Origin of the sequence: Moorena sp. SIO3E8, from assembly GCF_010692445.1 — a bacterium.
Classification (GTDB): Bacteria; Cyanobacteriota; Cyanobacteriia; order Cyanobacteriales; family Coleofasciculaceae; genus Moorena; species Moorena bouillonii.
In genome coordinates this window covers 1-13,596 of sequence record NZ_JAAHHM010000156.1, presented here as the reverse complement: position 1 = coordinate 13,596, position 13,596 = coordinate 1, and the positions used below count along the sequence as shown (strand labels likewise).

Below are 13,596 nucleotides of genomic sequence, written 5' to 3'. Positions count from 1 at the left end.
CACTCGGATTTCACGAGGGTTGGTATTTCACCAACATGGTTTTCAAGTTATCAAGGTTTGACCCTTGCGGCTAGTCCCCCAAATCCTTTATGGATAAGGTTTATAGCCAACGAATCACACAGCTTTATTGCTGACGGGACGCCCCACCGCCAAATACAAGATATTTTTAGCCGCATTCACGTCTCTGTCAGCAACATAACCACAGTGAGGACAGGAATGGATGCGGTCTTTCAGTTTTTTCGGTACCTTCTTTCCACAATTAGAACAGTTTTGACTGGTGTTACGGGGGTTTACAGCTTTTGTTATCAGTCCAGCGTTCAAGGCCGTAGGCCACGCTACGCGAACGGCTTTGACTGATAAGATAGACAAAAATTGACCCCAACCAGCATCCAAAACTGACTTTGCCATTCTGGTTCTAGCCAGCCCTTTGATATTGAGCTTTTCGTGGGCTACTAGATCGTGACTACCTAGTAATTCTTTCGCAGTCTTAAAGTGAAAATCCTTTCTAGTGTCAGCTACCTTTTTGTGAGCCTTCCCAAGTTTAAGGACAACTTTTTTTCTGTTATTACTTCCCTTTTTGGATCGGCTAACAGCTTTCTGAATTTTATTAAGTCTTTTCTGAGCCTTTCGGTAATACTGGGGAATTGGCACCTCAGTACCGTCAGACTTTATCAAAAACGACTTAAGACCCATATCTATCCCAACGGGATTAGTAACGCTATCTATCGGGATAATGTCCGGGACGGAATCATCCTGAATTGACAGTGTTACATAATAGCCATCGGCCTTTCGGGTAATTGTGGCCGTTTTTACCTTGAATCCTTCTGGGATTGGTCGATGGTAAATCATCTTGACTTGCCCAAATTTCGGTAGAGCCAGGATATTACCACTAATAGGACTCTTGGACAAGGACGGGAAGGTAAAAGAGCGGTACCTGTTTTTGCTTTTAAAACGTGGTTTTCCGCTCCTGTTCCCATTGCAATCTCCTTTTAGAAAACCCTTAAAAGCCAGGTCTACTCTCTTGACGCAATCTTGCAGAACTTGAGAATGTATCTCTCCGTACCACGGCCTGTTTTTCTTTAATTCAGGAAGGGTTTTCTTCTGGTAAAAATAATCGGGATTGTTTCTTAGATCGGGTAAGTGGCAAATAAGAGGACAGGAATTAATGGAGCAACGATTTTGCCCATACCAATTGAATCGGTCAGCCAGTAAGTAATTGTACTGATAGCGTAACATATCAAGCCATTTTTCTATCTTGGCGACCTGTGATTTAGTAAGTCTAAGCCGGTATTGGTATGCTGCCCTCATTATTGCTGTCTCTTGTTTTTCGACCTATTATCATAGTAACAGACGTAATTACAAATGAAAGATAAAACATTAATGATTCGACTGACTAACTTTGAAAAAAGACAGCTTAAACAAGAAGCTGATTGGCCGTAGGCCACGCTACGCGAACGTAGGGGGATGACCTGCTCCGAATTACTCAGAAGCTTAATAGCTCGTTTCCCTGTCCCCAAAGATTCCTAGTTGACAATTCCGTTTCACTCCATCGTCCCGCTATCATCCTAGAGACGCGCGCCTTAGAATAGTGGAGCCTTAATCAATAAGTGTTAACTCTTTTATGCATAGCCTGCCAACCATAAAGGCTCCACTATTCTTACGGTAACTTCAAGACGCTCACTAAGCACGGGTAGAGCGCGGGGCTTCTCGCGGATCAGCTAACTCGACTAACTATAAGCGATCGCAAATCAGGTTCATGTCCCAATCCATGTCCGAATCCATTTCTCAATCCCAATGGCAAGTCCTACCGCCACCTGACTTTCCTCAGTGGTTCATCGAAGCTGTCAAATCCCATACTCATGGCTATTCGGGAGGTTATGCTGCTCAACTGCTGTGGCAACGGGGAATACGAGAGGAGAAACAACTGGCTGGTTTCCTAAACCCAGATTTGTATCAACCTACCAGCCCTTTCGATTTTGGACAGGAAATGAAATGGGCAGTAAAACGCCTACTGCAAGCCCGTGAGGCTGGGGAAAAGGTTGCCATATGGGGGGACTTTGATGCCGATGGAATCACGGCTACTAGTGTCCTCTGGGAAGGACTGGGACAGTTTTTCTGGCAGCACCAACAGCTAAGTTACTACATTCCCAATCGCCTGACGGAATCCCATGGTTTGAATTATCCAGGAATTGACCAACTGCACGCTGCTGGGGTGAAACTTATCGTTACCTGCGATACTGGCAGCACGAATCTGAGGGAAATTGATTATGCTCAGCAGTTGGGAATAGATGTGATTATTACTGACCACCATACTCTACCAGATGACCGTCCGCCAGTGGTTTCTATCATCAATTCCCGCTATTTTGCTGAAACTCACCCTTTATTTCATTTGTCTGGAGTGGCGGTAGCCTATAAGTTAGTGGAAGCGATGTATCAGGTTTTACCTAATATTCCCCAACAACGGTTAGAGGGGTTGCTGGATTTGGTGGCAATTGGTCTAATTGCGGATTTGGTGGAATTATCGGGAGATTGTCGTTATCTGGCACAACGGGGAATTGAACAACTGAAGCAGCAACTGAAAACTCGCTCTCGTCCTGGTGTAGCGCGATTGTTAGAGTTGTGTAAACGCAGTGGCGATCGCCCGACGGATATTTCGTTCGGACTTGGCCCGAGAATTAATGCTGTAAGTCGGATTCAAGGGGATGCTTCATTTTGTGTTGAGTTACTGACTAGTAAAGATGAGAAACGTTGTGAGCAACTGGCTTTAGAGACGGAATTAGCTAATACCCGCCGCATGTCTTTACAAAAAGATATTACTAAGCAGGTTAAGGATAAACTTGCCCAACTTGATCTATCTACTACTAATGTGATTGTGTTAGAGGATCCCCAATGGCCAGTTGGTGTTTTAGGCTTAGTAGCAGGTCAAATTGCTCAGGAATACGGACGCCCGACGATTTTGTTAAGTACAGTTTCCTTAAGTACAGAAAGTAGCGATAGAGAAAGCCAACTGGTAGAAGCAGGTTTAGAGGATAAATACTCCTATAGTATAGCACGGGGTTCGGCTCGTTCTGTTAATAATATTGATCTTTATGAATTAGTCAATTCCCAAGCTCATTTGTTGCATCGCTTCGGAGGTCATCCTTTTGCGGCTGGGTTGAGTTTGCCAGTGGATAATATTCCTTTATTTACGGAAGCGATTAACCAGCAGTTGGCACAAAAACTAGGGACGACGGGGGCTTTGATGAGGCCAGTCATGGAAGCGGATTTGGTGGTTAAGGTTGCTGAGTTGGGCAAAGCACTATTTGATGAATTGAAACACCTGGAACCTTGTGGTATGGGTAATCCTGTGCCAAAAATGCTGATTAAAAACTGTTGGTTTGAACAGGTTTGGAATCGTAACTCTAAGGATTTGAGAGGGCGGAAAGTACAGTATATTAAAACTAAATTTGAAATTTGGGATGACTCCACGAGTATGGGTTTTCCTGGTATTTGGTGGGGACATTATCAGGATGAAGTCCCTAAAGGTAGATGTAATGCTGTTGTAGAATTAGACTATAATAATTACGAAAAACGTCCAGAAGTACGCCTCGTTGCGGTGCAACCTTGCCAAGAAAATTATTTGCAGTCTTGTTTACAGGTCTCTAATCAGCTGGATTGGATTTTAGATTGGCGGGGAGAAGAGTTACAGGCTGGTAGGTTTGAGGTTGTTCGCGTTCGCGCAGCGTCGGCTTTGCCGAAAGCGTGGCCTTTTGGCCAAGGTTCCGAAGAGTTGAAGGTTGGCAAGTTGAAGGTTAAAGGTTTTCCAGATAACCTACCCTACTCGAACGCCAAAGGCGAACAACCAGATAACCTACCCTACCGGAACGCCAAAGGCGAACAAGCAAATAACCTACCCTACTCGAACGCCAAAGGCGAACAAGCAAATAACCTACCCTACTCGAACGCCAAAGGCGAACAACCGACTAACCTTCAACCGACTAACCTTCAACCAGATAACCTTCAACCGACTAACCTTCAACCGACTAACCTTCAACCAGACAACCTTCAACCAGATAACCTTCAACCAGATAACCTTCAACCAGATAACCTTCAACCGGATAACTTTCAACCAGATAACCTTCAACCAGATAACCTTCAACCTCCTAACCCCCAAGGTTTAACTCCTCTAATGGTTTATGAGTGTCCGACGAGTTGGGATGAGTTACAAGTATGGTGTAGGAGAGCGATACAGGCAGAACGACAATTAGCGATCGCATATCCACAACCTCAACAACTATCTGCTCAAGACACCTGGAAAACGTTGCTAGGAATTGCTAAGTTCCTCAGTCGCACGGGTCAATGGGCTACTTTGGTGCAATTGCAGGAGAAGTTGGATTTAAGCGATCGCACTGTTGAGTTAGGACTGAATGCCCTATCAGCGATTGGTTTTGAGGTTTCTTACCAGGACTGCGGGGTACAAATAAGTTGGCATCCAAAAGAGTGGTCTTCCCATCGGACGAATGTTGCTGAAAATGATGCGATTGCGCTACGCGCACGCTGCGCGAACGCAATATTTTTTGCTGCCATTGAGGAAGAACAGTTCCGACGTCAGTATTTTTACCAGGTGCCTCTGTCTACCATTGCTGCATATAACATTGCTGGATATGGGATGGTTGGTATCAAACAAGATTAGACGTAAGCAGTCAGCACTCAGCAGTTAGCACTTTTCAGTCAGCACTCAGCAGTCAGCACTCAGCAGTCAGCCTTGGCCGTTGGCCACGCTACGGGAATGGCCACGCTACGGGAATGGCTGATGGCTGATGGCTGATGGCTGATGGCTGATAACTGATAGCTGATCACTGATAACTGATAGCTGAACGCGCACGCGTGCGCGTAGCGCATTAGCTAAATGCTTATAATCTGTGACACCTGGTAAACAGTCCACTACCAAAACACAGACATTAAATTAATTGATAAAACCGACTCTCTTTTCAAGAGTATCAACTAATTAGGGAAGAAAAAAGTAAGCCAGATTTTTTATAGTTATATCCGGATTAGCTAGATTCAAGTCATTTCAAGCTTTTCAAGTATTTAGATTTTTTTTTAGAACCTCAGGAACCTTTTGTTTATTCCCAACGACTTGTATAGAAAGGAACAAAAAAAACGAATTTGAGGAAACAAACAATGCAAGGTTTACTAAAGTCTATTGTCACTATTTCTACTTTGGCTGCTACAACAATTGCTCCAGTTTTACTAGGAAATAGTATGGCTTCCGCTAATCCAGGAGCACAGGATCTCCGCGCTAAAGGTACAGATGCTAGCTACATTGGCGTTGGACTTGCCGCCGGTGTAACGAGTGATGGACAAGGGAATGACCAAAATATTGGTGGTAATATTACCACTCGTGTAACAACTTCAAAGCTGCCAGTTTCTCTAAGAGGTGATATTCTTTTCAATGATGACAATACGGCGATTATTCCTAGTGTTTCCTTTGACCTAGGCGTAGCTAAAAATACTAATGTTTTTGCTAGTGTTGGTTACTCTTTTGTGGAAGATGACGGAGACAATACACCCATCGGTAATCAAGATGCTTGGGTGCTTGGCGTGGGTGCTGAAAGCCAAATTGCTAAGGATGTTTTGGTTTACGGCAATACTAAGGTAGGTCTTAACGCTTACGAAAATAGTTCAGGTGAGTCTGTCAGTGTTCAAGTGGGTGCAGGCTATCGTTTCTAAACTTAGTATGTCTATTGTCAAAGGGAAAGGATGAAGGATGAAGCATGAAGGATGAAGCATGAAGGATGAAGTATAAAGGATGAAGTATTAACTGTCAAATACTTCAACTGAGGTGACAACAATCCTCTTGTGCATCTACTCGCTTTGGCCAATCTACTAGCTTCAACCTTCCTTCAACTCTTTCCTTTCCTCTTTGCCGGTATCTCATTGAACGACAATGAATGAATTTGGAGAAATTTTAGGATTTCTAAAGTTATGGATCCAATGGGCAACGGTAACGGTAGTATTAGGATCTAATCATTAACCGTAATCCCGACCGATTTATCGGGAATTATACTTATTCATCTTTTTTGCTCCGTTGAACCCATGGTTGTATCTCAGACTCCTAAAGCCCGCAAACCCTCTAAGATTGAAGGAATTAAAGAACGCAGTAACTTCTTGCGTGAGCCGGTGGCAACTGAATTGCTACAGGATACCACTCATTTTACAGAAGACGCTATTCAAATTCTTAAGTTTCACGGGTCTTACCAGCAAGACAACCGAGATAACCGGGTCAAGGGTCAGGAAAAAGACTATCAGATGATGCTGCGCACTCGAAATCCTGGAGGATTTATTCCACCAGAGCTTTATCTGACTCTCGAGCAGTTGTCAGAAGAGTATGGTAACCATACCCTACGAGTAACTACCCGTCAGGGTTTTCAGATTCATGGCATTCTCAAAAAGAATTTGAAAGCCACAATTGCAGCAATTATCCGCAATATGGGGTCAACGTTGGGTGCTTGTGGAGACCTCAACCGCAATGTTATGGCTGCACCAGCACCATATAAAAATCGACCAGAGTATCAGTATGCTTGGGAGTATGCTGATCGAATTGCTGACTTACTTACCCCTCAAACCGGTGCCTATTACGAGATTTGGCTGGATGGGGAAAAGGTAATTAGTGCTGAGGAAGCTCCGGAGGTGAAAGCAGCACGGCAGCGCAATGGTAATGGTACTATTTTCCAAGACAAAGAGGAACCAATCTATGGGGAACACTATATGCCCCGGAAGTTTAAGTGTTCCGTAACGGTTCCCGGGGATAACTCCATTGATATCTATACCCAAGATGTGGGGTTGGTGGTAATCACTAACGACCAGGGAGAACTGGAGGGATTTAATGTTCTGGCTGGTGGGGGTATGGGTCGCACTCACAATAAAGAAGAAACCTTTGCTCGTCTAGCTGACCACATCTGCTATGTAGAGAAAGACGATATCTACGACTTGGTTAAGGCAATTGTGGCAACCCAGCGGGATTATGGCGATCGCGTAAACCGCCGTCATGCCAGAATGAAGTACCTAATCAATGATTGGGGTGTCGATAAGTTCCGGGAAAAAGTAGAAAGCTACTTCGGTAAAACCCTGGCACCGTTTAAGCCCTTACCCCCATTTAAGTACGAAGATTATTTGGGTTGGAACGAACAAGGAGACGGAAAACTATTCCTGGGGATATCGATTGAGAATGGTCGGGTCAAAGATGAAGGGGATTTCCGACTCAAAACAGCTCTGCGGGAAATTACTGAGAAATTTGCCCTACCGATGCGGCTTACTGCTAACCACAATATTATTCTCTATGAGATTGACCCGACCCACCAGCAAGCACTGAATCAGATTCTAGAACAGCACGGTATTCAAGTTACTCCAGAAGGAATTGAACCGTTAGTGCGCTACTCTATGGCTTGTCCAGCTTTACCTACTTGTGGTTTAGCGGTTACCGAATCAGAACGGGCGCTCCCTGGCATGGTTGAGCGGATTCGGTTACTGCTGGACAAATTGGGGTTAGACAAAGAATATTTTGTGATCCGAATGACCGGTTGTCCCAATGGCTGTGCTAGACCGTATATGGCAGAGTTGGGATTTGTCGGTAGTGCACCAAAAGCTTATCAAGTTTGGCTGGGAGCTTCACCAGACCAAACTCGGTTATCACAAGCCTATGTGCAGAAAATGCCAGAAAGTGAGCTGGAATCTTTCTTTGAACCAATTTTTGTGCAGTTTCGGGAAGAGCGCAAACCAGAAGAGAGTTTTGGGGATTTTTGCGATCGCATTGGCTTTGATGCCCTTCGGGAATTTTCTGCTAACTATGAGCTAGGTAGCGGTATAGTTAATCCAGATGCCAAGCTAGCAAGTAAGAAATCCTCAGCTAAGAAATCTTCTACTGCTAAAAATCGCCGTCGAATTAGCATTCCCGAAGAAGTCCATGCTCGTCTTAAGGAAGCTGCTGCTAACCAAGGGAAAAGTATGACGGAGTTGGCAGCAGAAGCTCTGAAAGCTTATTTGGGATAACTAGCTTATCAGTTTGGCATGATGAAGAATGGAGAATGAAGAATGAAGAATGGAGAATGAAGAAGGCAGAAGGCAGAAGGCAGAAGGCAGAAGGCAGAAGGCAGAAGGCAGAATGTAAAAGGCGAAATAAATTCTAAATTCTAAGTTCTAAATTCTAAATTCTAAATTCTAAATTCTAAATTCTAAATTCTAAATTCTAAATAGTTATCGATGATATCGATTGGTAGCAAGGGCAGTAGATACTTGTTGGATGAGAGCTTCTTTGGTAGAGGAGTTATCTAAAACTAGATCAGCAAGTGCTATTTTTTGCTGGAGGGGAAGTTGGCTGTTGATCCGGGCTTGAGCTTGTTCTTTAGAGATGCGATCGCGTTTCTGGATCCGTCTGAGCTGTTGTTCTGGTGAGCAGCTGACTACCCAGATTTCTGTCACTAAGTCAGTCATCTTAGCTTCAAATAGTAAAGGGATAACTAAGATGACTGTAAGAGCCACTATGGTATCGAGTTGAGATAGAAAGCGATCGCGTACATAAGGATGGATTTGTTCCTCTAACCACTGTCGCTCAGCTGGGTTACTAAAAATTATCTCTCCCAAGCCTTTGCGGTTCAGGGTACCGTCACTGTGTTGCACTTGTAAACCGTAGCGCTGATAAATCTGTTTCAGGATTGGTGAATCTGGTTGTACCGCTTCTCTGGCATAGATATCCGCATCTAAAATCGGTAGCCTGTAGGTATCAGCCAGGTAATTGGATACGGTGGTTTTTCCCGTAGCGATACCACCGGTTAGACCAATGATACGTTTTTGATTCATGGGCGTTAACTATAGAATCAGTTGTTAGATCAGGGATGCGATCGCACCTGTTGGTCACAAATCCGTGCTACCAGGTGGTGGGTTACCGCGCAATGCCCTTCCCCTAACCTACCCTAAAGTAGCTGAGGGCTGATATCATATCAGGATGATTACCGTTAATAAAAATCCCCCCCATCTCCCTATCTCCCACACTTCCCATACTTACCACACTTACCACACTTACCGCGCCCCCGCCCCTAGATTATGGGTATTCAACCGGACTTGATATGAGTGCTTCAGTTTTCTTGTCTAAATCTCATCTAACTTTCATTTATTCGTTAGGGTGATTTCAGAATGGTAGTTCATTCTAATAATTAAGCAACTAAAGCAATGATTCAATTCATTTTTGATTACTAGGAGGAAGTATTATGAAACGTCTAATTGTTGGTGGTTTATCCGTATTGTTAATGGCAGCAGCAACTCCTGCTGTGCAAGCAGAAACAACTGTTGTTAAACAGAAGTCTTTAAACAATGCTCTGGTCAGTCAACGAATAGCCTCTACTATCGCCACAGGAAGCTTTATCACCGTTGATAGAGGGCATCGCACTCAAGGAAATGCCAAGATTGTCAATGAAAATGGTAAACGCTATCTAGAATTTGATCAATCCTTTAAAACCGGTAGTGGACCCGAAGTGAAGGTACTCCTTTATCGGAACAGCAGTGTACCTCGTAAAATTCGGCCACAAGACTATGTAACCCTCGCCCGACTCCAGAAATTCAGTGGTGCTCAACGCTATGCTATTCCTGACGACTTGAACCTTGATGAATTTGGCTCTGTAGCAGTTTGGTGTCGTCGTTTTAACATCACCTTTGGTTACGCTTCCCTCTAAAAGGAATAGGGAGTCGGGAGTCGGGAGTCGGGAGTCGGGAGTCGGGAGTCGGGATGCAGTGCAGTCAAAAAGAGCTAGTTACTCATCGCCCCATCGCTCCATCGCCCCATCTTCCCACACTTACCACACCTGTCACGCCTCCCATCTAGCGGTTTATAGCCTAATGAGGTACACATGATTTTTTACCTGCTTCCTGCTCCCTGCTCCCTACTCCCTGCTCCCTGTTCCCTGTTCCCTGTTCCCTGTTCCCTGTTCCCTGTTCCCTAAAACCCAGGAAGTTGTACCTCAACTAATTGAAAACAGCTATAATAACATTAATTAGTAATTAACGTTTGATTAACAAGAGTCTGATAAATTGGCGAAATTGCCGTTTTTCGCAGTGCTTTTTTCAAGGATTTATTTGTACTATTCAAAATAGTGATCCAGGTCTGACCAGGACATTCTAATTCATCCGCAAGACGGTCAATCAGTTGTTGGTCTTTACTAGAGCTATTCGACTCCAAAAAATGACGCTGACGGCTGACACCGAGGATGTAATAGGGATTGTCTGGAAAGATTAGCACTATTTTGCGCACTAAATAAGCTTCTTTAATCTCAGGGTAACCAGCAAGTTGTTGTTGTAAGGCAGCTTCTACATCAGCTGATAGTCCGTGGGGTTGAAAGCGATCGCCGTGACTGAAACCAGAGCGCTCTTCGTGTGCCAGGGTGATTAATTCATGATGTTTGGCAGCTCTTTGACGATATCGGTCTGCTTCTGCGTCACGTCCTTGGCGTCTTAGAAACCCATAAATTGATTGAGTGCCAGTCAAAACACTATCTGGGTCTCGTGCCATCGCCTGCTCCAGATAATCGATACCAGCTTCATTATCTTGTGCGATTAAGATTTGCCCTAGTAAATAATTGGCGGATACATGGTCAGCTTGCCTGGTCAGTACTGATTTTAATAACGGGATTGCTTCTTGGGTGCCAACTAAATCTAATGTCCAACGAGCCCGATGCCAGGCTTCCTCAACAGTGAGCGGAGAGTGGGCAGCTTTTGCCTCTAAAGCTTCCAAGGATTGGCGTATCGCCTGAGCCTGGGTATAGTTTTGTCGCCATTGGTAATTGATAATAATATGCCATTGACGCTCCAACTCTTGAGTAAGGGGTAGTAACGCTTTACCCAAAAACTCTTCAGCCGCTGTTACTTTCACGAGTATGGGTAAGCTAGGCGGTGGGTTGAAGGGATATTTCAAGGCTTTTAGCCGTTCCAACAGACAAGGATGGGTATCGGCATGATGGGTTTGAGACATCAACGCTGACCTAATCCACTGTTGTTGCTGATTGGGTTCAATGGGACTCGACAATGCCTTAGCTAAATCTTGCAAAGGGGTTTGTGGAGGATTGGGTTGATGCTGGGCTTTCTGATAAATGTCATTCCAGAAAGATTGTTCCAAGTACTGAGCTTTGACCTGAACACTCAGCAGCGCTTCCGCAACGTGTTGACTACCTGCTAACTCGGCAGCACAGCGGTCAGCTTCGTATTCATTAGCACGGGCAAGTACGAAAGAATAGGCATTGAAAAAGGGGGAATACCAATTAAAAAAGCCATGAAACAGTACTGTTGCTCCAGCATGTTGACTTTTTTCCAATTGTTGCCAAATCTGCTCCCAAGTTTGACGCAGTCGATAAATCCAGGCTGCAAAGGAACTGTGCTTGCCGGATAAATGTCCCAATTCATGGGCAAGGACCGCTCGAAATTGTCTAGGAGAAAGGGCTTGGAGTAAAGGTAGTCCTAAAATTAAGTAGTTTTCTTGCCATCCCAGTAAGCCCAGACGAGGAATCTGGACTACTGCTGCATTAAATTCGCTGGTCAGGAGAACATGGTGAAAGGAAGGAGCTTTTAGAGCTTTGGTCAACTCATCAATCAAGGCAAACAGCTTTGGCACTTGCTGGCGCTGTAGTTTTAATCCTTGGGGTGGTGGAAAACTCACCCATAGCGATCGCATAATCATCCAGGCTGGCACCAGCAAAACAATGATCAGTTGAACCATGCCACGATTGATCCGACCACTGTAGTAAATCAACAGTACTACTAGTCCGAGGACTCCTAACAATCCTGCCAAGACCAGAAAAATGTAGGCATAACCCAGTGCAGCTAGAAGTCCTACACGCAGCTTATAATTATCGGGATATCGTTGGGCATAATCTTCGAGTTTCTTGACTAAGGTATCAAATTCTTCGTTTGTCATGGGTTAATCTCCTATTAACTAAGCCTGTTTGACCCAGTCTCTAGTTATAGTTAGCCCAAGTTAGTAGTCTTCTTGATCAAGAAAAGGCTTTTTTGAGAATTAAATTTATTTAACAATTGAATGATTTACCCAATTTCCCCGCAAAGATCAGGTAATGCTTAAGCCAACACTCTAGAATAACAGTGAACACTAGGGGTAAGCCAGAACAGTAACGTGCAGCTAAAGCAAGTCATTATTATTCACAAAGCTGGAGACTCTCAAGGAAAACGTTGCGCAGAAAAATGCGCTCGGGAGTTGGAAGCACGCCAGTGCAGGGTTCTGATCGGACCAAGTGGCGCGAAAGATAATCCCTACCCAGTTTTTTTAGCTTCTGCCACCGAAGCCATTGATTTGGCAGTGGTTCTGGGGGGGGATGGAACAGTATTGGCAGCCGCAAGACATCTGGCTCCGGAAGGCATACCAATTTTGGCCGTAAATGTTGGAGGTCATCTGGGATTTCTGACCGAACCCATCGAAGAATTTAAAGACACTGAGCAAGTTTGGGACCGACTATTAGAAGACCGCTATGCAGTTCAGCGGCGGATGATGTTACAGGGAGCTGTGTTTGGGGGAAACCGCACTGACATTACACCAGTTAGCGATCGCTTTTTCGCACTCAATGAAATGTGTGTCAAACCTGCCTCTGCCGATCGGATGATTACCTCAATTTTGGAAATGGAAATTGATGGAGAAATAGTCGATCAATACCAAGGGGATGGACTAATTGTTGGCACTCCCACTGGTTCCACTGGCTATACTGTTTCTGCGAATGGTCCAATTTTGCACGACTCCCTCGAAGCGATCGCAGTGGCACCGATTTGTCCGATGAGCCTTTCCAGTCGTCCTTTCGTGCTCCCCTCTGGCTCTGTTGTCAGTATCTGGCCCTTGGGGGATTATGAGCTAAACACTAAACTCTGGATGGATGGTGTGCTGGCAACCTCTATTTGGCCTGGACAACGGGTGGACGTGCGTAGAGCAGATTGTCAGGCTAAGTTCATTATCCTAAGGGAACAGTATTCCTATTACCAGACCTTAAGGAATAAGCTTCAGTGGGCTGGTACTAGAGTCACCTACAGTAACAACCACCGCAATTGAGTCACCTGGTTAGTTAATGGGGAGATGGGGAGATGGGGAGATGGGGAAATGGGGAGATGGGGAGATTGGGGGCAGTTGAACCTCCCCACTAATCACGAGGGATGGGGATTCCCAGGCACAACCTAAGTGGCTGTTATTTCCATGGGCGTAACTTTCCCTCGCACCGAGGGTAGCTGGATGGGGTCAATACCCAGTTGTTTTAAACCCCTGTTCCTAATGTTTACACCACCGTTCACATCAGCATCATCGTGATATCCGCATTCAGTACAGAGGAACTTTTCCCCATGTCTATTGTCTGCACTGATGTGATGGCATTTCGGGCATTCAACAGATGTATGCTTAGGGTTGACTTTGATGATCGGTATGCCTGACTTCCCAGCCACGACTTCTACCTTCTTTACTAGTGCAGCGCGGTAGAAATGCTTGAGCAGCTGCGGATAATGGTGAAACAGAAGGATGAACCGCTGACCCACTCGATGCTCAGCTCATCCGATTACACTCTTCACAACTAGGCTATGCCTAAC

General features: G+C 44.8%; 11 protein-coding genes and 1 pseudogene. 7 read left to right on the top strand and 5 right to left on the bottom strand.

The features are described 5' to 3' along the window. Positions 1-114: 114 nt before the first annotated feature. Complete coding sequence (locus tag F6K46_RS33685; protein WP_293066324.1) at positions 115-1,308, bottom strand: transposase; 1,194 nt, start codon at positions 1,306-1,308, stop codon at positions 115-117. 448 nt (positions 1,309-1,756) lie between these two features. On the opposite strand from F6K46_RS33685, the pseudogene F6K46_RS33680 reads away from it, so the two are divergent. Both F6K46_RS33680 and F6K46_RS40410 read left to right on the top strand, forming a co-directional pair. Beyond that, positions 1,757-3,988: pseudogene (locus F6K46_RS33680) on the top strand (DHH family phosphoesterase); the annotation flags it as partial. Next, positions 3,885-4,160: a pentapeptide repeat-containing protein gene (locus F6K46_RS40410; protein WP_366664732.1), complete on the top strand. Its 276-nt coding sequence runs from the start codon at positions 3,885-3,887 to the stop codon at positions 4,158-4,160. The pseudogene F6K46_RS33680 and the gene F6K46_RS40410, both read left to right, overlap by 104 nt. A gap of 571 nt (positions 4,161-4,731) precedes the next feature. On the opposite strand, the gene F6K46_RS33675 is transcribed toward F6K46_RS40410, so the two are convergent. Next, complete coding sequence (locus F6K46_RS33675; protein ID WP_293066318.1) at positions 4,732-4,881, bottom strand: hypothetical protein; 150 nt, start codon at positions 4,879-4,881, stop codon at positions 4,732-4,734. Positions 4,882-5,163: 282 nt separating this feature from the next. On the opposite strand from F6K46_RS33675, the gene F6K46_RS33670 reads away from it, so the two are divergent. Then, positions 5,164-5,712 carry an outer membrane beta-barrel protein gene (locus F6K46_RS33670; RefSeq protein WP_075901147.1) on the top strand — a complete coding sequence of 183 codons (549 nt, stop codon included), beginning with the start codon at positions 5,164-5,166 and terminating at the stop codon, positions 5,710-5,712. Between the two features lie 366 nt (positions 5,713-6,078). After that, the gene (gene sir, locus F6K46_RS33665) at positions 6,079-8,031 is read left to right on the top strand and encodes a sulfite reductase, ferredoxin dependent (RefSeq protein WP_075901145.1); all 1,953 of its coding nucleotides are present in this window, start codon (positions 6,079-6,081) and stop codon (positions 8,029-8,031) included. 204 nt (positions 8,032-8,235) lie between these two features. On the opposite strand, the gene coaE is transcribed toward sir, so the two are convergent. Further along, a complete protein-coding gene (coaE, locus tag F6K46_RS33660; RefSeq protein ID WP_293066313.1) occupies positions 8,236-8,838 on the bottom strand; it encodes a dephospho-CoA kinase in 603 nt (200 codons plus the stop codon). Between the two features lie 407 nt (positions 8,839-9,245). On the opposite strand from coaE, the gene F6K46_RS33655 reads away from it, so the two are divergent. Together F6K46_RS33655 and F6K46_RS33650 are read left to right on the top strand one after the other, a co-directional pair. Further along, on the top strand, positions 9,246-9,707 hold the full coding sequence (locus tag F6K46_RS33655) for a DM13 domain-containing protein (RefSeq protein ID WP_293066310.1): 462 nt from the start codon (positions 9,246-9,248) through the stop codon (positions 9,705-9,707). After that, the gene (locus tag F6K46_RS33650; protein WP_293066308.1) at positions 9,688-9,885 is read left to right on the top strand and encodes a hypothetical protein; all 198 of its coding nucleotides are present in this window, start codon (positions 9,688-9,690) and stop codon (positions 9,883-9,885) included. Before F6K46_RS33655 ends, F6K46_RS33650 begins: the two co-directional genes overlap by 20 nt. A gap of 136 nt (positions 9,886-10,021) precedes the next feature. Here the strand turns inward: F6K46_RS33650 and F6K46_RS33645 are convergent, their stop codons facing one another. Beyond that, on the bottom strand, positions 10,022-11,938 hold the full coding sequence (locus tag F6K46_RS33645; RefSeq protein ID WP_075901139.1) for a M48 family metallopeptidase: 1,917 nt from the start codon (positions 11,936-11,938) through the stop codon (positions 10,022-10,024). 213 nt (positions 11,939-12,151) lie between these two features. Here F6K46_RS33645 and F6K46_RS33640 point away from each other — a divergent pair, with 213 nt between their 5' ends. Continuing rightward, entirely contained in the window at positions 12,152-13,072 is a 921-nt protein-coding gene (locus F6K46_RS33640; RefSeq protein WP_070393791.1) for an NAD(+) kinase, read from the top strand. A 122-nt stretch (positions 13,073-13,194) separates the two neighbouring features. On the opposite strand, the gene F6K46_RS33635 is transcribed toward F6K46_RS33640, so the two are convergent. Next, positions 13,195-13,545 carry a zinc ribbon domain-containing protein gene (locus tag F6K46_RS33635; protein ID WP_293066303.1) on the bottom strand — a complete coding sequence of 117 codons (351 nt, stop codon included), beginning with the start codon at positions 13,543-13,545 and terminating at the stop codon, positions 13,195-13,197. Positions 13,546-13,596: the final 51 nt, after the last annotated feature.

What these genes read in the sequence shown, in the direction of transcription:
- F6K46_RS33670 (WP_075901147.1), top strand. Translation starts at nt 5,164, where the DNA reads ATGCAAGGTTTACTAAAGTCTATTGTCACTATTTCTACTTTGGCTGCT.
- F6K46_RS33645 (WP_075901139.1), bottom strand. Translation starts at nt 11,938, where the DNA reads ATGACAAACGAAGAATTTGATACCTTAGTCAAGAAACTCGAAGATTAT.
- sir (WP_075901145.1), top strand. Translation starts at nt 6,079, where the DNA reads ATGGTTGTATCTCAGACTCCTAAAGCCCGCAAACCCTCTAAGATTGAA.
- F6K46_RS33655 (WP_293066310.1), top strand. Translation starts at nt 9,246, where the DNA reads ATGAAACGTCTAATTGTTGGTGGTTTATCCGTATTGTTAATGGCAGCA.
- F6K46_RS33675 (WP_293066318.1), bottom strand. Translation starts at nt 4,881, where the DNA reads ATGCGCTACGCGCACGCGTGCGCGTTCAGCTATCAGTTATCAGTGATC.
- coaE (WP_293066313.1), bottom strand. Translation starts at nt 8,838, where the DNA reads ATGAATCAAAAACGTATCATTGGTCTAACCGGTGGTATCGCTACGGGA.
- F6K46_RS33685 (WP_293066324.1), bottom strand. Translation starts at nt 1,308, where the DNA reads ATGAGGGCAGCATACCAATACCGGCTTAGACTTACTAAATCACAGGTC.